The organism is Pseudomonas resinovorans NBRC 106553 (assembly GCF_000412695.1).
GTDB classification, from domain to species: Bacteria; Pseudomonadota; Gammaproteobacteria; order Pseudomonadales; family Pseudomonadaceae; genus Metapseudomonas; species Metapseudomonas resinovorans_A.
Genome location: NC_021499.1, coordinates 1,706,555 through 1,724,503, shown reverse-complemented (window position 1 = coordinate 1,724,503; position 17,949 = coordinate 1,706,555). Strand labels below are relative to the sequence as shown.

Sequence of the window (17,949 nt, the reverse complement as noted above, 5' to 3'; positions counted from 1 at the left end):
CCCAACCGCTTTCCTACAGGGTTTCAGGCTCCTTTCCTGTGCGCCATCGCTAAGCTGAGTGAAGGATCACAGGAAGGAGAACACCATGCTGCGTATCGCCCTGAATGGATATGGGCGCATCGGTCGCGCCCTGGTTCGTGCGCTGTTCGAGCGGGGTCTCGACCAGCGCCTGCGCATCGAAGCCATCAATGACCTCGGCGACTTCAAGTCGCTGGCCCACCTCACCCACTTCGACTCCACCTTCGGCCGCTTCAAGGGCCACGTTGCCCTGCACGACGATCACCTGCAGGTGAACGGCCAGACCATTCGCCTGCTGCGCGAGCGCGACGCGGTGAACCTGCCCTGGGACCAGCTGGGTGTGGACCTGGTGCTGGAGTGCTCGGGCAAGATGAAGAAGCGCAGCCAGGTGGAACAGCACCTCACCGCCGGCGCGCAACGCGTGCTGCTCTCCCATCCGCTGGACAGCGCCGACCTCACGGTGGTGTACGGCGTCAACCACGAACTGCTGGGCAGCCAGCAGATCATCTCCAACGCTTCCTGCACCACCAACTGCCTGGCGCCCCTGGCCAAGGTCCTGCACCAGCACGTCGGCATCCGCAGCGGCCTGCTGACCACGGTGCACGCCTACACCAACGACCAGAACCTGCTCGACAAGAGCCACGCCGATCTCTACCGCGCCCGGGCCGCCGCCCTTTCGATGATCCCCACCAGTACCGGCGCGGCCAAGGCCATCGGCCTGGTGTTGCCGGAACTGGCCGGGCGCCTCGACGGCCTGGCGGTACGGGTACCGACGCCCAACGTGTCGCTGGTGGACCTCTCGTTCATCGCCGAACGCCCGGCCAGCCGCGATGCGATCAACGCCGCCCTGGAAGCCGGCGCGCGCGACCTGCCGCCCGGAGTGATGGAGTGCAACGCCCTGCCCTTGGTCTCCAGCGACTTCAACGGCTATCCGGTGTCCTGCGTGGTGGACCTCAACCACACCCGCGTGCAGGGCGACCTGGTGAAGGTGCTGGCCTGGTACGACAACGAATGGGCCTTCGCCAACCGCATGCTGGATGTGCTGCTGGCCTGGCTGAATCCCTGAGGTTACTGGCTGGAAGTCGCTGGACACGGGCCGCTTTCGACAGGGCCTAGTCCAGCACTCCCGCCGGTGCCGGTGTGGTGCTGCGCCACTGGCTCAGCGCCACGCCGGCGAACACCAGGGCGACCGCCGCCAGCTGCATGCCGGTCAGCCGCTCGCCCAGCAGGCCCCAGGCGAACACCAGGGTGAATACCGGGATCAGGTTGATGAAGCCGGTGGCCTGGCTGGCCGGCAGGCGCGACACGCCGAAGTTGTAGAGGCCATAGGCGCCCACCGTGACCACCGTGCCCAGGTAGATCATCGCCGCTATGCCCACGGGGCTGACCGACACCGGCAAGGGCGAGGTGAACCAGGCCAGGGGCAGGAAGAACAGGCTGCCGATGAAGGCCTGCATGGCGGTGAGGAAGAACGCCGAATAGCGCGACGACAGGTGCTTGAGCAGCAAGGTGTAGCCGGTGGCGCAGAGCATGGCGAGGAATTCGTAGAAGTTGCCCAGCAGCGGCTGTGGTGCATGGCTGTCGGACTCGCTGGCCAGGCTCAGCCAGACGGCACCGACCACCGCGAGGAAGAAGCCGGCCAGGGTGCTGCGGGTAACCCGCTCGTTCAGCAGGGCGTAGGCGCCCACCGCCACCATCAGCGGCAGGAGCGCGGTGATCATGCCAGCCTGGGAGGCGCTGGTGTGCTGCAGTGCCAGGGCCTCGAAAATGAAGTAGAGGCAGGGCTCGCAGGCGGCCAGGCCCAACAGGTATTTCCAGTCGCCGGGGCGGTAGTCCAGCTGGCCGCGCCAACGCCAGGCCAGCAGGAAGATCAGGCTGCCCAAGGCCATGCGGGCAAAGATCACCCAATGCGGCGCGACTTCGGCAAAGGCCAGCTTGAGGGCGATGAAGGAGCTGCCCCAGAGCGCCATGGCCAGCACCAGGCAGGCAATCGCCACCAGTCGAGCCTGCTGCGCCATTGCCTCACCTCCGGGAAAAAGTCGCCAGTCTAGGCGACCGGCCCGGCCGCCAGACAGTCACAGCAAGGCTGAAAAACTGTAGCGCTCACTGGTCCCAGGGTTTGCCGCGGGTGCGCGGGTCCACGGGCAGTTGCTGCAGCACCGCGGCCTTGGTCAGCATGTAGGCGCTGACCGGGGCGCTGATGAAGAGGAACAGGCTGATTAGCAGCTCGTGCAGGCTGAGGCCGTCGGGGCCCGCGGAGAAGAACACCAGGGAGGCGATCACCACACCGCCCACGCCCAGGGTGGTGGCCTTGGTCGGGCCGTGCAGGCGCATGAAGAAGTCCGGCAGGCGGTAGAGGCCGATGGCGCCGATCAGCACGAAGGCGCTGCCCAGCAGCAGCAGCGCGCAGACGAGAATTTCCGCCCAGAGGGCCAGGGGTTCGCCGGTCATTCGATGATGTCTCCGCGCAGCATGTACTTGGCCACCGCCACGGTGCTGACGAAGCCGAGCACGGCGATCAGCAGGGCCACTTCGAAGAACAGGTCGCTGCCCTTCCAGATGCCGTAGAGCACCAGCGTGGCGATGGCGTTGATGTAGAGGGTGTCCAGCGCCAGCACGCGGTCCGGCAGACAGGGGCCCTTGATCAGCCGGGCCAGGGTCAGCAGCAGCGCCAGGCCGAGCATGGCCAGGCACAGGGGGATCACGTAGGCGAGCATGGGAAGATCTCCTTCAGCGGCGCCTCGTAGCGCTGCTTGATCTCGGCCACCATGGCGGCCTTGTCCGGTACGTCGAGGCCGTGCACCAGCAGGATCCGGCGGTCGGCGCTGAGGTCGGCGGCCAGGGAGCCGGGGGTCAGGGACACCACGCTCACCAGCACGCTGATGGCCAGCTCGTTGTCCAGCTCGATGGGTACCTCGACGAAGGCCGGGCGCAGCGCCTCGACGCGGCCCAGGGTCAGGCGCGCGACCTGGAAGTTTGCCACCAGGACGTCGCCTATCACCATGAACAGGAAGCGCGCCAGCTTCAGCGGATGCCAGCGGGCCGGGCGCTCAATCAGCAGCGGCTTGAAGCAGAATGGGATCAACCAGCCGAGGAAGGCCCCCAGCAACCACTGGCCGAAGGCGAAGGAATCCACCAGCAGCAACCAGACCACCAGCAGCAGCAGGCTTTCGGCCGGATGGGGGAAGAGTTTACGGATCATGCGCCGGTCTCCCCGAGTATCCCGCGATAGAGGTTCAGGTCATTGAGCTGCGCGGCCGTGGCCTGGGCGTAGTCCAGCAAGGGCTGGCCGAACACCACCAGCAACAGGCTGCCCGACAGCAGCAACAGGGTGGCGAACAGCCGCCCGCCATCCAGCTCCGCGCTGCCCAGTGCCTGATGGCCGGTGCGCCAGAACAGGGTGCTGCCGGCACGGGAGAGCGCCACCAGGGCGATGAAGCCGCCGATCAGCAACACGCTCCACAGCGGCAGTGCGCCGGCACCGGGTGGCGCCGCCTGGAGCAGCATCAGCTTGGCGAAGAACCCCGACAGCGGCGGCAGGCCGGCCACGGCGATGGCGCCATAGAAGAAGGCCGCGCCGAGCACATGGGGGTTCTGCAGCGCCGGGCCCTGGACCAGCAGGCCGGCCTTGTCGCCGCGCTGGCGCGCCACCAGGTCGGCCAGCAGGAACAGCGCACCCGCCACCCAGGTGCTGTGCAGCAGGTAGAACAGCGCCGCGCCCTGGGCCTCGGGGGTGCCCAGGGCGATGGCGGCCAGCAGCGTGCCGGCGGACACCACCACCAGATAGGCCAGCAGCCCCTGCAGGCTGGTGGCGGCCAATGCACCCAGGGCGCCGAGGATCACCGTGACCAGGGCCAACGGCCAGATCCAGGGCTGGGCCAGGTTGGCCAGCTCCCCGGCTTCCGGGCCGAAGATCAGGCTGTAGACCCGCAGGATGGAGTAGATGCCCACCTTGGTCATGATGGCGAACAGCGCGGCCACCGGTGAGCTGGCGGCGGCGTAGGCCCGGGGCAGCCAGAAGTACAACGGCAGCAGCGCCGCCTTCAGGCCGAACACCAGCAGCAGGACCAGTCCCGCGGCGGCCAGCACCGGCGCCTGCGACGGATCGGCGGCGGCCACCTGGCGGGCCATGTCGACCATGTTCAGGGTGCCGGTGATGCCGTACAGCGTGCCCACCGCAATCAGGAACAGCGCGGAACCGGCCAGGTTGAGGATCACGTAGTGCATCCCAGCCCTCACCCGCTGCGCACCGTTGCCGTGCATCAGCAAGGCATAGGAGGCGATCAGCAGGATCTCGAAGAAGACGAAGAGGTTGAACAGGTCGCCGGTGAGGAAGGCGCCGTTGATGCCCAGCAACTGGAACTGGAACAGCGCGTGGAAGCGCATGCCGACGCGGTCGTCGCCGCGCACCGCGTAGAGCACCGCGCAGCTGGCCAGCACCGAGGTGGCCAGCAACATCAGCGCCGCCAGGCGGTCCAGCAGCAGGATGATGCCGAAGGGCGGCTGCCAGCTGCCCAGGGCATACACCCGCAGCTGGCCATCGCCGGCCTGCTGCATCAACAGCAGCGCCAGCGGCACCAGGGCAATGGTGGATATCACCGAGATGCTGCGCTTCACACGTTCGAGGGACGGCAGCATCAGCAGCAACGCGCCGGCGAACAACGGCAGCAGGATCGGCAGGATCGGCAGGTGGCTCATGGCGCGGAGTCCTCCTCGCGACGGCCATCCACATGGTCGCTGCCGAGCTCCGAAACCCCGCGCAGGGCCAGGACCACCACGAAGGCGGTCATGGCGAAGCCAATGACGATGGCGGTGAGCACCAGCGCCTGGGGCACCGGGTCGGCGTACTGCACGTCGCGCCCGAGCACGGCGGCCTCGCCGGCCAGGCGCCCCATGGCGAAGAGGAACAGGTTGACTGCGTAGGACAGCAGGGTCAGGCCCAGCACCACCGCAAAGGTGCGCCCGCGCAGCAGCAGATAGGTGCCGCTGGCGGTGAGCAGGCCGAGGGTAATGGCGAACAGCGCCTCCATCAGTGAATCTCCTTGCTCTCGGTCGGGGCCAGGCTCACCCGCCCCAGGTTGACCAGGATCAGCAGGGTGGAACCGACCACGGTGAGGTAGACGCCGAGGTCGAAGAACAGGGCGCTGGCCAATTCGAACTCACCCACCAACGGCAACTCGAAGTGGCCGAAGGCGGTGGTGAGGAAGCTGCGGCCGAAGGCCCAGCTGCCGAGGCCGGTCAGACCGGCGATGACCACGCCGGCGCCGGCCATGCGCTGGTACTTGAAGTTCATCCGCCGCTCCACCCAGGCGATGCCGCTGGCGATGTACTGCAGCACCAGTGCCACGGAGGTGATCAGCCCGGCGATGAAGCCGCCGCCAGGCAGGTTGTGGCCCCGCAGGAAGATGAACACCGAGATCAGCAACGCCAGGGGCAGCATCAGGCGCGACAGGGTCTCGAGGACCAACGGGTGCTTGGCGTGGGCCCAGCGGCGCCCCTGGGGATCGCAGGTGGGGGTGGAGAGGTGCAGGCCGGAGAGCATGGCGTAGATTCCCACGGCGGCGATCACCAGGACGGTGATCTCGCCCAGGGTGTCGAAGCCACGGAAGTCCACCAGGATCACGTTCACCACGTTGGTGCCGCCGCCCCCGGAGACGCTGTTGGCCAGGAAGTAGTCGGCGATGCTGGCATAGGGACGGGTCAGCACCGCGAAGGCCAGCAGCGCCACCATCACGCCGAAGGCGCAGGCCAGGATCAGGTCGCGCAACCCGCGCAGGCTGGAACTCTCCCCCGGCGTGCGGGACGGCAGGTAGTAGAGCGCCAGAATCAGCAGCACCAGGGTCACCACTTCCACCACCAGCTGGGTCAGGGCCAGGTCCGGTGCCGAGAAGCGGACGAAGGCCAGGGCCACCAGCAGGCCGGCCACGCCCAGCACCATCAGGGCGATCAGCCGCTGCCGATGGAAGATCGCCGTCAGCACGCCGGACACCGACAGCACCACCATGCCGAGGGCGGTCATGCCGTCCAGCGGGGTCAGTGCACGCGCACCGGCGATCTGCGGCAGCGGCGCCAGGCACAGCGCCACCATCAGGGTGGCGGCCCCCAGCAGCCAGGCCAGGTAGCGCTGCAGGGAACCGTTCTCCAGGTGGCCGGTGATCCAGCGGGCCGCGTGGGTCACGCGCTGCACCTGCTGCTCGAACACGTCCTTGGCGTCGGTGTCCGGCAGATCGGCGTACCAGCGGAACAGCGGCTGGCGCATCACATAGACCAGCACACCGCCCACCAGCGCCACGAAACTCATGGCCAGGGGCATGTTGAAGCCGTGCCAGATGGCCAGGCTGTATTCGGGCAACTCGCCGCCCAGGCTCGCCGAGGCCGCAGCCGCCAGCAGCGGCGCGACGGTGACTCCCGGCAGCATGCCCACCACCAGGCAGAGGAGCACCAGGATTTCCACCGGCAACTTCATGTAGCGCGGCGGCTCGTGGGGCGGGAACTTGGGCAGGGCCCTGGGCTCGCCATTGAAGAACACGTCATGGACGAAACGCAGGGAATAGGCCACCGAGAACACGGCGGCCAGGGTCGCCACCGCCGGCACCACCCAGCTGAAGCTGCCAAGCAGGTCTTGTTGCAGGGTCTCGCCGAAGAACATCTCCTTGCTGAGGAAGCCGTTCAGCAAAGGCACCCCGGCCATGGCCAGGGACGCCACCATCGCCAGCACCGCCGTGTGCGGCAGGTACTTCCACATCCCGTTGAGCAGGCGCATGTCGCGGCTGCCGGTCTCGTGGTCAATGATCCCGGCGGCCATGAACAGCGAGGCCTTGAAGGTGGCGTGGTTGATGAGGTGGAACACCGCCGCGACGTTGGACAGCTGGGAGTCCAGGCCGAACAGCAGGGTGATCAGGCCCAGGTGGCTGATGGTGGAGTACGCCAGCAGGCCCTTGAGGTCGTGCTGGAACAGGGCCATCGCGGCGCCGAGCAACAGGGTCGCCAGGCCGCTCAGGCTGACCAGGTAGAACCACAGGTCGCTACCGGACAGCGCCGGGTAGAGGCGCGCCAGCAGGAAGACCCCTGCCTTGACCATGGTCGCCGAGTGCAGGTAGGCGGATACGGGGGTCGGCGCCGCCATGGCATGGGGCAACCAGAAGTGGAAGGGAAACTGGGCGGACTTGGTGAACACGCCCAGCAGCACCAGCACCAGGGCCAGCGGATAGAGTGCATGGGCGCGGATCTGCTCGCCGGCGGCCAGCACCTGGGTCAGCTCGAAGCTTCCGGCGATGTGCCCCACCAGCAGCACCCCGGCCAGCAACGCCAGGCCACCGCCACCGGTGACCGCCAGGGCCATGCGCGCGCCCTTGCGGGCATCGGAGCGATGCCCCCAGAAGCCGATGAGGAGGAAGGACGACAGGCTGGTCAGCTCCCAGAACACCAGCATCAGCAGCAGGTTTTCGGACAGCACCACGCCGAGCATCGCGCCCATGAACAGCAACAGGAAGGCGAAGAAGCGCCCCATGGGCTCTTCGTCGGACAGGTAGTAGCGGGCGTAGATGATGACCAGCACGCCGATGCCGAGGATCAGCAGGGCGAAGAGGTAACCCAGGCCGTCCAGGCGCAGGCTGAAACTCAGGCCCAGGCCCGGCAACCAGGGTTGGATCAGGGTCAGGGTGTGGCCGGCGAAGACGCTATCGGTCTGGGCCAGCAGCAAGATGAGACCGGTCAACGGTACCAGCGCGGCGGCGGCCGCGCAGACGGAACGGCCATGGCGCTCAACCAGCGGTGGAAGCAACGCCCCAAGAAACGGCAGCGCGACAATGAGCGCCAAGATCATCCATAACTCCCCAAGGTCAGCGCCATTTCCCTCGTAAGTAACGGAAACGGCAGGCGAAAATCCCTGCGATTATCCAATACTATCGATTGATCGCGATGGATTGAATTATTTCAAAACGCGAGCGGCGCCAGAAAATACCCAACCGTAGACCCCGTTTACGATATCGCGAGCTAGAGCCATGCAAGGCAAAAACAGGCGAGGAAGCGGACTGGGCTCGCACACGAGTTTACGAGCTGTAAATGAGCATTCCGAGCCTGTTTTTAACGCCGCAGGGCCGACGCGCAGCAGATCGTAAACAGGTTCAAAGGGCGACAGGGCGTCGCCACTGTCGCTCTTTCTGCAGGACCGGAACGGAAAAAGAACAAGCTGTCCCACTGGGACAGCTCAGCTTCAGAGACTGACGCGGCTGGTGCCGTTGACCGTCAGGATGCGTACGCGCTGACCGACGCGGAATACTTCATTGGGGCTGACTTCCTGGACGTAGGCACGCAACGAACCATCGTCCTCGCGCACGGTGATCTCGACGCCCTGGGTACGAGTCAGGCCCTCCTCGGCCGCGGCGCCGATCATACCGCCAGCCACCGCACCGAGCACCGAGGCTACGGCGCTGCCACGGCCACCACCGATGGCGCTGCCACCGATGCCACCGACCACCGCGCCGGCGCCGGCGCCAATCGGCGTCTTGGTGCCCTCGATCTGTACCGGGCGAAGCGATTCGATGGTGCCCATGCGCACGGTCTGTACCCGGCGGGCCTCATCGCGGCTGAAGGTGTCGCCGCTCAGGTTCGACTGACAACCACCCAAGGTCAGCGCAGCAGCCATGAAGGCCCCCACCAACAGAACGGGTTTACGCATAGCAATACCTCCAGATTCGAGACCTAATCATTAAACTCTGCGCCTTGGAAGCTGTCACCCCGAGAGGTGATTACTCGGAGCTCGTTCAGGCGGAGTTCAGTTTGCAGAGTGCTATCAGGGATCCCTTCCACGTTCTCCCGTCCTCCTAGGGTAGTCCATGGGTTACTGCAGCATCGAATATCCGTCGCCGGCGATTGCCGCTGCCGGCTGGCGGTGCGCAGGTCGCGCCGATCGGAGGATGTACCTGTGAGGCGGGGACCTGCCCGGTTGGAGCAGGTCGCACGATTCAGGCGCTGCGATCAGCGCCGCGCGGCCAGGGCCCAGAGGCGGGCGATTTCGGCACTGCGCGCTTGCAGCTCGACGGCCGCGCAGGCCATGGCCCGCTCCAGCGCCATGGGGCCGGGAACCAGGCTGAAGGCCGCCTCGATGCCGGCGTCGCGCAGGCGCTGGTAGCCCTCCCCCAGGCTACCAGCGAGCGCTATGACCGGCACCCCGGCGGCGCCAGCGATACGCGCCACCCCGACCGGGGTCTTGCCGTGCAGGCTCTGGGCGTCCAGGCGGCCCTCCCCGGTTACCACCAGGTCGGCATCCCTCACCGCCTCCGCGAGACCGGCCAGTTCCGCCACCAGTTCGATGCCGGGGCAGAAGCGCGCCCCGAGGAATGCCCGGGCGGCGAAGCCCAGGCCACCGGCCGCGCCCACGCCGGGATACAGGCTGTGGTCCGCTCCCAATTGCGTGGCGACCACCCGGGCGTAGTGCCCCAGCGCGGCATCCAGCAGCGTCACCTGTTCGGGGCTGGCGCCCTTCTGCGGGCCGAAGACCTGGGAAGCGCCCTTGTCACCGCACAGTGGATTGTCCACGTCCGCCGCCACTTCGAATTCGACCCCGGCAAGTCGGGGATCGAGCCCGGATGCATCGATCCGCGCCAGGCGAGCCAGGGCGGCACCACCGCCCGGCAGTGGCACGCCGTCTTCGTCCAGCAGGCGCAAGCCCAGGGCTGAAAGCAGGCCCGCGCCACCATCGTTGGTCGCGCTGCCGCCCAGGCCGAGGATGATGCGTGTCGCCCCGGCGTCCAGCGCCTGGCGAATCAATTCGCCGGTGCCGAAACTGCTGGTGCGGGTGGCGTCGCGGGCGCTCGGCGTGACCAGGTGCAGTCCGCTGGCGGCGGCCATCTCGATAATCGCGCGGCCTTCACCCAGCCAGCCCCAATGGGCCTGGACGCTTTCCCCGAGCGGCCCCAGAACCCGCGCCTCCCGGCGTTCGCCGCCGGTGGCCGCGAGCACCGCGTCCACCGTGCCTTCGCCACCGTCGGCCATGGGCTTTTGCACCAGCTCGGCATCGGGAAACACCGAGGCCCAGCCACGGGCGATGGCAGCGGCCACCTCAGGTGCGCTCAGGCTTTCCTTGAAGGAATCGGGAGCAATGACGACTTTCATCGGGATACCTCAGGAAGGGCCCGGGACCACGCAGGCCCCGGGCGGCGTTGCGGTCAGAGCAGGACCAGGCTGAGCAGCCAGGTGGCGAGCATGCCGGCGATACCCTGTATCAGGGTAGCCAGGGTCTGGGCGCGGTAGGCCAGGGAAACCGGCATCCGGCTGAACTGGGTCACGACCCAGAAGAAGCTGTCGTTGGCATGGGATACCGTCATGGCGCCGGCACCGATGGCCATCACAGTCAGCACCCGGCCCATCTCGCTGTCCAGGCCGAGCTGGCCGAGCAGGGGCGCCACCAGCGCGGAGGTGGTGACCAGCGCCACGGTGGTTGAACCCTGGGCGGTTTTCAGCGCGGCGGCGACCACGAACGGCATGAACAGGCCGATGCCGAGCGCCGACAGGGTGCTGCCCAGGTAGTCGCCCAGGGGGGTGACCTTCAGCACGGCGCCGAACGCACCACCGGCACCGGTGATCAACAGGATAGGCGCGGCGGAGAGGATGCCTTCGGCCACGTGGTCGTGGAACTCCTTGCGCTTGTCCGCGCTTTTCAGCAGCGTGCAGGCCAAGGCCAGGCCAACCAGTAGCGCAACTACAGGCGTACCGAGGAAGCCCAGGGTGGCGAAGAACAGGCCACTGCCGAGGGGCTTGCTGGGGAAGGCCGCGATGGAGCCCAGGCAGATCAGCAGGATAGGTACGAAGATCGGCGCGAAGGCCTGGAAGGCGCTGGGCAGCTTGCCGTAGCTGGCGCGCAGGGCCGCGAAGTCCTGATCCGGCTGGTGCGGCAGGCCATCGTCCTCCAACTGCACTTCACGGCCGATGAAGCGGTTGGCCCACCACATGCCGGCGAAGGCGGTCACCAGCGCCACCACCAGCCCCACCGCGATCACCAGGCCAAGGCTGGCATCCAGCCCGAGGTTGCCGGCGGCGGCGATCGGGCCCGGTGTCGGCGGCACGAAGGTATGGGTGGCGTAGAGGCCGGTGGCGAGCGCCACGCTCATGGCCACGGTGGAAACGCGCATGCGCGCGGCCAGGGCGTTCTTCAGGGAGTTGAGGATCACGTAGCCCGAGTCGCAAAACACCGGGATGGACACCAGGTAGCCGATGATCGACATGGTCAGGGTGGGGAAGCGCTCGCCCAGCAGCTTGATCACGGTCTCGGCCATGGTGATGGCCGCGCCGCTACGCTCGAGGATCACACCAATGATGGTGCCGAGGACGATGACGATGCCGATGTAGCCGAGGATGCTGCCGAAGCCCGCGGTAATGGTCTTGACGATTTCACCGGCGGGGACCTGGTAGGCGAAGCCGGCGATGAAGGCGGCCGCCAGCAGGGCGAGGAAAGGGTGCAGTTTCAAGCGCGTGGTGGAGAGTACGATGAAGGCGATCAACGCCGCCAGAATCAGTACCAGGACCATGTGCGGACTCCTTGGTTGTTGTTATGGGTGCCGTATGCAGCCCTGGGATTGTGCCGCAACGGCCCCAGTCGATCCCTGTGCGGACGCCCTAACGCAACAACTCATTTCGCGGCCCGGCAAGTGCATCGGCACAAGTCCGGGTCCGTTCCTGGAACAGCTCCAACCCCAGGGAGAGAAACATCAGCTGGTCCTGGCGGGCCTGTTCCAGACCGACCAGTTCGGCGATGCGCTCCAGCCGGTAACGCAGGGTATTGCGGTGGATGCCGAGGGCCTGGGCGCACTCCTGGGCATGGCCATCGTGCTCGCGCCAGCAGCGCAGGGTCTCGCGCAGGACAGCATCCTGATCCGCCGCGATCAGGCGCTCCAGCGGCCTCAGCCAACGGCGCAGGAGCCAGCTGTCGCGCTGGCTGAACAGCAGGGTCGACAAGCGATGCTCCTCCAGGCGCAGCAGGCGCTGCGCCGGCCGGCATGCCTGGGCGAAGGCCAGCAGGGATCGGGTGGCCAGGGCCGCTTCGCGCAGATCGCCAATGCACGCCTGCGGATCGCTGACACACAGCCGGGCGACGCCCCAGCCGCGCTCATCGGCCTGGGCGAGCCAGGCGTGATCGTCTCGTTCGGCGCTGAACGGGCGGCAGCAGATCAGTTCGCGCGCCGACAGCGGCGCACACAGTTGGCCCTGGCGGGACAGCGCGTCGATCAGTCGGGCCCTGCGCTGCAGGGTGTCGCCCGCCTCCGTCATCTCCAGGACACAAACCTGCTGACGCCAGGCCAGCAACAGGCCGATGCGCTCGCCTTCGGCGGCCAATTGCACCAGCTCCGTGGTTGGATCGGCGAGCTGGCACAGCCAGGACTCCAACTGGTGACGCTGCCAATGCCGCTCCACCTGCAACTGGCGCTGCTCCACCAGCACTTCGGCGGCCATGCGCACCAGCTCGGCATAGGGACGCACGGTCTCGGGTTCGCCGGTAATGCCGAGCACACCGATCAGCCGCTCGGCATGCAGCAGCGGGAGGTTCACCCCGGGACGGACGCCACGCAGGCAGCTGGCGGCCTGGCTGTCGATCTCCACCACCCGGCGGTTGGCGAGCACCAATTGCGCCCCTTCATGGCGGGTATGCAGGCGCTGGGGATCTCCCGTGCCGATGATCATGCCCTGGTCATCCATCACGTTGATGTTGTATGGAAGGATGGCCATGGCGCGGTCGACGATGAGCTGCGCCAGTGCCGAATCGAGTGCGAGCATGGGGAGGGTCTCCTGGGAAGCGGGCAGTCTACCGCCCCGCCCCTCCCCTCGGGAAACCTCAGGGCGCCAGACGCTCGCGAACCCAGGCGTCATTCACCAGACGGTAGTTGAGGCGGTCATGCAGGCGACTGGCCCGCCCCTGCCAGAACTCGATGCGCTCGGGCAAGAGGCGATAGCCGCCCCAGTGCGGCGGGCAGGTGGGTGCCTGGTCGAGGAAACGCTGCTCGGTCTGCGCCAGCAGGGATTCGAGCTCGCTGCGATCGGCGATCACCCGGCTCTGGGGCGAGGCCCAGGCGCCGAGACGGCTGCCCAGCGGTCGGACCTGGAAGTAGGCATCGGATTCGGCCGGGGTCACCCGCTCCACCCGCCCCTCGATGCGCACCTGGCGCTCCAGGGCCGGCCAGAAGAAGGTCATGGCGGCAAAGGGACTGGCCGCGAGCTGTTCGCCCTTGGCGCTGTCGTAATTGCTGAAGAAGGTGAAGCCACGCTCGTCCAGGCCCTTGAGCAGCAGCACCCGGCAATGGGGGCGGCCCTGGGCGTCGACCGTGGCGAGGGTCATGGCGTTGGGTTCGACCGGCAGTTGCTCGGTCTTCACCGCGTCGCCGAACCAGTGCTGGAACAGGCCGAAGGGCTCGGCGGGAGCCTGCTCCTCGCTGAGCCCGTCACGGGTGTAGTCACGGCGCATGTCGGCCAGGGTCTGGGTCATGATTGGCGATCCTGTGTGAGCAAAGCCAATAGCTTACCCAAGCCTGGCCTACTTGGTTTGATCTGCCGCAACCACCTGCTCGGCCTTGCCCGACTGCTCCGGCTTGGCCGGCTTGTTGTACTGGGCGATCAGCGCCACCAGGGTCTCCTGGGGTGTCAGCACCATTTCCACGCGGCGGTTGAGGGAGCGGCCCTGCTGGCTGTCGTTGGCGGCGCGCGGCATGTCCGAACCCACACCCTTGAGCGACAGGCGATCACGCTGCAAGCCGCTCAGGCGGAAGATCGCCGCCACGGACTGGGCGCGTTCCTGGCTGATCTTGCGGTTGGTTTCGTCCTTGCCGGAGGTGTCGGCGTGACCCAGGACCAGTACGGCGGTCTTGGTGTCGCCTTCCACCAGCTTGGCCACCTTGGTGATGGGGCCCAGGGACATCGCCAGGAGCATGCTCGGGCGGTCCGGGTTGAACGAGACATCCACCGGCAGGGTGACCACCAGGACGTTCTCCCGGCGCTCGACCTCCAGCTTGCTGTCCTTCACGGCTTCGCGCAGGCGCGGCTCGTACTGGTCGAGCCAGGCCTGGGTGGCCTTGACGTCCACCTTGGCTACCTTCGGCGAGCCGGACTTCTGCTCGCCGCCGAAGGGCCACCACCAGGAGCTGGCCGCGGCGGCCTTCTCGGGTTTGGCGGGGGCTTCGGCCTTTTGCTGGCCGAGCATGCTGCAGCCAGACGCAGTCATGCAGAGGATCAAGGTGGATATCTTGAACAGCTTCATGGGCAGGGCTCCGTAGTTGCTGAGGGCCGCTCGCCAGCACTGCGATGATGGCGAATTAATTTCACAATCTGGCTTAAATTCTGGCGGCAAGTCTTTAATCAGCAAAGAAAAAATATGTGTATCTGACGAGTGGCTCAGCCCAGGCATTCCTTGACCACACGTGCCAGGCGCTGCGCACGGGGGTCCATCAGCACGTAGGGGCCGAGTGTGTTGGTGACGAAGCCGAAGGCCAGTTCGCGCTCGGGATCGGCGAAGCCGGTGGACCCGCCGGCGCCCGGATGGCCGAAGGCGTAACGACCGAGGCCGTAGGTGGCGTTGGCCACGTCCGGCTGGTCGAGCATGCATCCCAGGCCAAAGCGGGTGGCGGTCTGCAGGGTGAGGTCCTCGCCCTGGCTGTGCTCACGGGTCAGTTCGGCGAGCAGTTCGGCGTCCAGCAACTGGCCCTCCAGCAACCCGGCGTAGAAGCCGGCCAGGCTGCGCGCGTTGCCATGGCCATTGGCCGCCGGCTGCTGCATGCGCCGCCATTCCGGCTTGTTGGTGCTGGTCATGATGGACGGCGGATTGGTGAAGGAGCGGGTACTCAGGGAGTTCGGCTCGGTCATCATGCTCTTGAGCAGGCGCTGCGCCGCGGCGTCGCCCAGGTTGCCCTTGGCGCGGGCGATGTGGGCGACACGATGGAACTCGGCGTCATCCAGGCCGACGTGGAAATCCAGCCCCAGCGGCCTGGCGACGCGCGCGCCGATGGACTCGCCCGGGCCACGACCATCGGCGCGGCGGATCAGCTCGCCCACCAGCCAACCGAAGGTGATGGGCGCATAGCCATGGGCCTCCCCCGGCGTCCACCAGGGCTGTTCGGCGGCCAGGGCGGTGGTCATGGCCTGCCAGTCATAGAGAGCTTCGGCCGGCAACGCGGCGCGGATCGCCGGCAGGCCGGCGCGGTGGCACAGCAGTTGGCGGACACTGATGCGTTCCTTGCCGGCGGCGGCGAACTCGGGCCAATAGCGCGCCACGGGCGCATCCAGCTCCAGCTTGCCCTCACCCACCAGCTGCAACAGGGTCACGGCGGCAAAGGTCTTGGTGCAGGAGAACAGGTTGAGGATGGTGTCGCTGTGCCAGGCTTCCTGGCCATCCTTGTCGGCCACGCCGGCCCAGAGATCGAGCACGGTTTCCCCGCCCACCTGGACGCACAGCGCGGCGCCGCGCTCCTGGGGATCGGCGAAGAGTTCGGCGAAGGCGTCTCTCGCCGCCTCGAAGCGCAAGTCGAAGTAGCCCTGGGTCTGCACTGGCGTGTTCCTGCTGGAAGTGGGGAGGCGGCATTGTTCCAGCCTTGCCGCCCCTTGTGAATCGTGCCGGGGCCGAGTAGCCGGTCAGGGCTTCCCGGCGCCCTCCTGCTGGGGAGCCGCCGGTTCCTCGGCCTTGGGCGCGGGGGCCGGCGGTTGCGGGGTAGCGGGTTTGGCCGCTTCCGGGGACACGGCCTTCGCCGGCTCGCTGCCCGGCTGCGCCTTGCCGATGTCGCCGACCACGGCCAGGTTGGCCTTGTGCACCGCATCGACGAATCCCTGCCAGGGACGGTCGGTGATGCCCACCAGGCCGATATGGCCATTTTCGCCGTCGAGCAGGCGACCACTGGCCGGCTGGTCGAGGTACTGGAAGTAGTGGGCGCCGACCATCAGCGGCTCCTCGGCGGCCTTCTTGACGAAGTTGGCGTAGGCCGGGCCGCGCTCTTCCGCCTTGTAGACCTCCGCTACGCCACCCCAGAAGGGGCCTCGGTCGCGGGAGCCGAAGTGGAACTCGGTGATCATCAGCGGCTTGTCCAGGCGCCGCAGCAGGTCCATGTCCAGTCCGTGCTGCGGCTCGCGGGTGTAGCGGTTGAAGCTCAGCACGTCGCAGTACTGGGCGCAGGCCTCGATGGCCTCCGGCACCGTGGCGGCGAAGCGGCCGCCCAGCAACAGGTGGTTGGGCGCGTGCCACTTCATGGAGTCGGCGATGGTCTTGAAGTAGGTGTCGGCGTAGAAACGCTGGAAGCGCTGGAAGTCTTCCTCGATGGACGGGAACTCAGGGCTCGGCAATGGCGGCTCGAACCCCGGGTCTTCCATCAGTTCCCAGGCCGGCAGCTCGATGCCCCAAGCCTTGGAGAGACCCTGCTGGTTGCGGTACTTGTCCCGCAGCTGCTTGAGGAAGGCGCGCTTGGCCGGCACGTCGGTAGTCAGCCGCAGGGTGCCGTAGGCCAGGGCGTAGCGGGCTTTCGGATCGCTGCCGTGGCCGCCCCAGGCCAATTCGTTGTCGGCGAAATAGCCCAGCAGCCAGGGATCGTCGCGATGGTCGCGGGCGGCGATGGCGATAGCCCGCTCCGCGGCCATGGCGAAGCGCGGGTCGAAGGGGTCGGGCATGCCGCCCCACCAGTCGAAGCCGGTCTTGATCACGGCGAAATCACCATGGATCGACAACGGCAAGGTGTAGGGCATGCGCTTGTTGCCGCTGAAGGCCGGGTCGCTCCAGTTGCCGATGGTGTTGAAGCCCCAGGCCTTGAGGCGATCCAGGCCGTGTTCGGCCCAGCGCTGCGGGTCGTTGCCGCCGTAGGTGCGCTCCAGGTTGGCGCCGTAGAAGTCGTACCAGCGGCCCTGGTTGTAGGCGCGGCCCTTGTTGGCGTCGGTACCGTCGCTGTCGTTGCCCTTGCCGAAGTACCTGGCCAGCGGCTCGTTGTCCTTGGGCAGCGCGGTGAACATCGACTCGCGACCCTCGACGTAGGTCTGGCTCAGGCTGGGGGTCACCGCGTTGACGCCCAGGGAGAAGAAGGGGTGGCCTTCCGGGGTGACCAGGAACCAGCGGCCGTGGCGCTTCTCGGTGCGGAAGAATCCGCTGGCCTCGAAAGTCTCGCCACCCAGCATGCCGCCATAGGCGTCCTGCTGCGGCAACTTGGCGGTCCAGTCGGCCAGGAGCTTGGCCTCGTCGGTGGCGCCTTTCTTCAACTGCTCGTCATTCTTGACCTTGCCCGGCCAATCGCCACGGGTGGATTGGCCGTAGGCGTCGATCAGGCCCGCGTAGAGCGCTTGCTGCTGGTTGTCCTCGGCAGTGCCGAAGCGGCCGAGCAGGACGTTCTGGGCGGCATTGGGCTGGTTCAGGGAAAGGGTGACGGACGCGACCTTGCTACGGTCCAGCTCGCCATTGACCAGGGTGGCCGGCAGCCAGCGCTGGCCATCGCGGGTCCAGGGCACCGGGGGCGCGGCACGCATGCCATGGGCGTTGGGCGAGGTGGCGGCCAGGGGCACCAGCAGGGTCTGCGCCGGACCGGCCGGCAGCGCCACCTGGCTGGTCAGGACCTTGCCATCGGTGCTCTCGATGGTCACATCGAGGGTGATGGCCCAGTCCTGCGCGCTCTGGATACGCAGGCTCATGGCCTCGGACTTGGACCAGTCCCAACTGCCGCTCTGCGGGGTCAGGCGCAGGGAGGGCTTCTCGGCGGCGTTGAAGGTCAGTCGGCGCAGGATTTCGCCATTGGCGGTGGATTCGGCGGTCAGGCTCGGCAGGCTGGCGTCCTGGGTGGTCACCTGCACGGCGTCCAGCGGACGGACGAAGTTGAACAGGGTCTCGGCCTGGACAGCCAGGGGAATTCCCGACAATCCGAGGAGGATGGCCAGGGCAAGGGGGCGTTTGGATGTCGAAAGCATCGGACCGGTGTTCCCAAG

General features: G+C 67.3%; 15 protein-coding genes and 1 pseudogene. 1 reads left to right on the top strand and 15 read right to left on the bottom strand.

The window, feature by feature from the left end; genetic code table 11:
• Nucleotides 1-85: 85 nt before the first annotated feature.
• Nucleotides 86-1,084: a type I glyceraldehyde-3-phosphate dehydrogenase gene (gene gap, locus PCA10_RS07980; RefSeq protein ID WP_016491545.1), complete on the top strand. Its 999-nt coding sequence runs from the start codon at nucleotides 86-88 to the stop codon at nucleotides 1,082-1,084.
• A 46-nt stretch (nucleotides 1,085-1,130) separates the two neighbouring features.
• Here gap and PCA10_RS07975 read toward each other — a convergent pair whose 3' ends face one another.
• The 15 genes and pseudogenes from PCA10_RS07975 to PCA10_RS07905 all read right to left on the bottom strand — a co-directional run bounded on the left by PCA10_RS07975 (nucleotide 1,131) and on the right by PCA10_RS07905 (nucleotide 17,931).
• The gene (locus PCA10_RS07975; RefSeq protein WP_016491544.1) at nucleotides 1,131-2,036 is read right to left on the bottom strand and encodes a DMT family transporter; all 906 of its coding nucleotides are present in this window, start codon (nucleotides 2,034-2,036) and stop codon (nucleotides 1,131-1,133) included.
• An 85-nt stretch (nucleotides 2,037-2,121) separates the two neighbouring features.
• Complete coding sequence (locus tag PCA10_RS07970; RefSeq protein ID WP_016491543.1) at nucleotides 2,122-2,469, bottom strand: Na+/H+ antiporter subunit G; 348 nt, start codon at nucleotides 2,467-2,469, stop codon at nucleotides 2,122-2,124.
• Nucleotides 2,466-2,735 (bottom strand): K+/H+ antiporter subunit F, encoded by a 270-nt coding sequence (locus PCA10_RS07965; protein WP_016491542.1) that lies wholly within the window; start codon nucleotides 2,733-2,735, stop codon nucleotides 2,466-2,468. The genes PCA10_RS07970 and PCA10_RS07965 overlap by 4 nt, the downstream gene beginning before the upstream one ends.
• Nucleotides 2,720-3,220: a Na+/H+ antiporter subunit E gene (locus tag PCA10_RS07960; RefSeq protein ID WP_016491541.1), complete on the bottom strand. Its 501-nt coding sequence runs from the start codon at nucleotides 3,218-3,220 to the stop codon at nucleotides 2,720-2,722. Before PCA10_RS07960 ends, PCA10_RS07965 begins: the two co-directional genes overlap by 16 nt.
• Nucleotides 3,217-4,716: a monovalent cation/H+ antiporter subunit D gene (locus tag PCA10_RS07955; RefSeq protein ID WP_016491540.1), complete on the bottom strand. Its 1,500-nt coding sequence runs from the start codon at nucleotides 4,714-4,716 to the stop codon at nucleotides 3,217-3,219. Before PCA10_RS07955 ends, PCA10_RS07960 begins: the two co-directional genes overlap by 4 nt.
• Nucleotides 4,713-5,048 carry a Na+/H+ antiporter subunit C gene (locus tag PCA10_RS07950; protein ID WP_016491539.1) on the bottom strand — a complete coding sequence of 112 codons (336 nt, stop codon included), beginning with the start codon at nucleotides 5,046-5,048 and terminating at the stop codon, nucleotides 4,713-4,715. Before PCA10_RS07950 ends, PCA10_RS07955 begins: the two co-directional genes overlap by 4 nt.
• Complete coding sequence (locus tag PCA10_RS07945; RefSeq protein ID WP_016491538.1) at nucleotides 5,048-7,843, bottom strand: monovalent cation/H+ antiporter subunit A; 2,796 nt, start codon at nucleotides 7,841-7,843, stop codon at nucleotides 5,048-5,050. Before PCA10_RS07945 ends, PCA10_RS07950 begins: the two co-directional genes overlap by 1 nt.
• 390 nt (nucleotides 7,844-8,233) lie before the next feature.
• On the bottom strand, nucleotides 8,234-8,698 hold the full coding sequence (locus PCA10_RS07940; protein WP_016491537.1) for an outer membrane lipoprotein: 465 nt from the start codon (nucleotides 8,696-8,698) through the stop codon (nucleotides 8,234-8,236).
• A gap of 299 nt (nucleotides 8,699-8,997) precedes the next feature.
• Nucleotides 8,998-10,134 carry a glycerate kinase gene (locus tag PCA10_RS07935; protein ID WP_016491536.1) on the bottom strand — a complete coding sequence of 379 codons (1,137 nt, stop codon included), beginning with the start codon at nucleotides 10,132-10,134 and terminating at the stop codon, nucleotides 8,998-9,000.
• A 53-nt stretch (nucleotides 10,135-10,187) separates the two neighbouring features.
• The gene (locus PCA10_RS07930) at nucleotides 10,188-11,546 is read right to left on the bottom strand and encodes a GntP family permease (protein ID WP_016491535.1); all 1,359 of its coding nucleotides are present in this window, start codon (nucleotides 11,544-11,546) and stop codon (nucleotides 10,188-10,190) included.
• A gap of 88 nt (nucleotides 11,547-11,634) precedes the next feature.
• The gene (locus tag PCA10_RS07925) at nucleotides 11,635-12,789 is read right to left on the bottom strand and encodes a sugar diacid recognition domain-containing protein (RefSeq protein ID WP_016491534.1); all 1,155 of its coding nucleotides are present in this window, start codon (nucleotides 12,787-12,789) and stop codon (nucleotides 11,635-11,637) included.
• A 58-nt stretch (nucleotides 12,790-12,847) separates the two neighbouring features.
• The gene (gene pdxH, locus PCA10_RS07920; protein ID WP_016491533.1) at nucleotides 12,848-13,495 is read right to left on the bottom strand and encodes a pyridoxamine 5'-phosphate oxidase; all 648 of its coding nucleotides are present in this window, start codon (nucleotides 13,493-13,495) and stop codon (nucleotides 12,848-12,850) included.
• 105 nt (nucleotides 13,496-13,600) lie between these two features.
• Nucleotides 13,601-14,227 (bottom strand): annotated as a pseudogene (locus PCA10_RS07915) (OmpA family protein); the annotation flags it as partial.
• Between the two features lie 170 nt (nucleotides 14,228-14,397).
• The gene (locus tag PCA10_RS07910; RefSeq protein ID WP_016491531.1) at nucleotides 14,398-15,546 is read right to left on the bottom strand and encodes a serine hydrolase domain-containing protein; all 1,149 of its coding nucleotides are present in this window, start codon (nucleotides 15,544-15,546) and stop codon (nucleotides 14,398-14,400) included.
• 84 nt (nucleotides 15,547-15,630) lie between these two features.
• Nucleotides 15,631-17,931: a beta-galactosidase gene (locus tag PCA10_RS07905; protein ID WP_016491530.1), complete on the bottom strand. Its 2,301-nt coding sequence runs from the start codon at nucleotides 17,929-17,931 to the stop codon at nucleotides 15,631-15,633.
• Between the last annotated feature and the right edge of the window lie 18 nt (nucleotides 17,932-17,949).

Bases quoted from the DNA above. Each gene is read 5' to 3' on its own strand.
- gap (WP_016491545.1), top strand. From the start codon at position 86: ATGCTGCGTATCGCCCTGAATGGATATGGGCGCATCGGTCGCGCCCTG.
- PCA10_RS07975 (WP_016491544.1), bottom strand. From the start codon at position 2,036: ATGGCGCAGCAGGCTCGACTGGTGGCGATTGCCTGCCTGGTGCTGGCC.
- PCA10_RS07970 (WP_016491543.1), bottom strand. From the start codon at position 2,469: ATGACCGGCGAACCCCTGGCCCTCTGGGCGGAAATTCTCGTCTGCGCG.
- PCA10_RS07965 (WP_016491542.1), bottom strand. From the start codon at position 2,735: ATGCTCGCCTACGTGATCCCCCTGTGCCTGGCCATGCTCGGCCTGGCG.
- PCA10_RS07960 (WP_016491541.1), bottom strand. From the start codon at position 3,220: ATGATCCGTAAACTCTTCCCCCATCCGGCCGAAAGCCTGCTGCTGCTG.
- PCA10_RS07955 (WP_016491540.1), bottom strand. From the start codon at position 4,716: ATGAGCCACCTGCCGATCCTGCCGATCCTGCTGCCGTTGTTCGCCGGC.
- PCA10_RS07950 (WP_016491539.1), bottom strand. From the start codon at position 5,048: ATGGAGGCGCTGTTCGCCATTACCCTCGGCCTGCTCACCGCCAGCGGC.
- PCA10_RS07945 (WP_016491538.1), bottom strand. From the start codon at position 7,843: ATGATCTTGGCGCTCATTGTCGCGCTGCCGTTTCTTGGGGCGTTGCTT.
- PCA10_RS07940 (WP_016491537.1), bottom strand. From the start codon at position 8,698: ATGCGTAAACCCGTTCTGTTGGTGGGGGCCTTCATGGCTGCTGCGCTG.
- PCA10_RS07935 (WP_016491536.1), bottom strand. From the start codon at position 10,134: ATGAAAGTCGTCATTGCTCCCGATTCCTTCAAGGAAAGCCTGAGCGCA.
- PCA10_RS07930 (WP_016491535.1), bottom strand. From the start codon at position 11,546: ATGGTCCTGGTACTGATTCTGGCGGCGTTGATCGCCTTCATCGTACTC.
- PCA10_RS07925 (WP_016491534.1), bottom strand. From the start codon at position 12,789: ATGCTCGCACTCGATTCGGCACTGGCGCAGCTCATCGTCGACCGCGCC.
- pdxH (WP_016491533.1), bottom strand. From the start codon at position 13,495: ATGACCCAGACCCTGGCCGACATGCGCCGTGACTACACCCGTGACGGG.
- PCA10_RS07905 (WP_016491530.1), bottom strand. From the start codon at position 17,931: ATGCTTTCGACATCCAAACGCCCCCTTGCCCTGGCCATCCTCCTCGGA.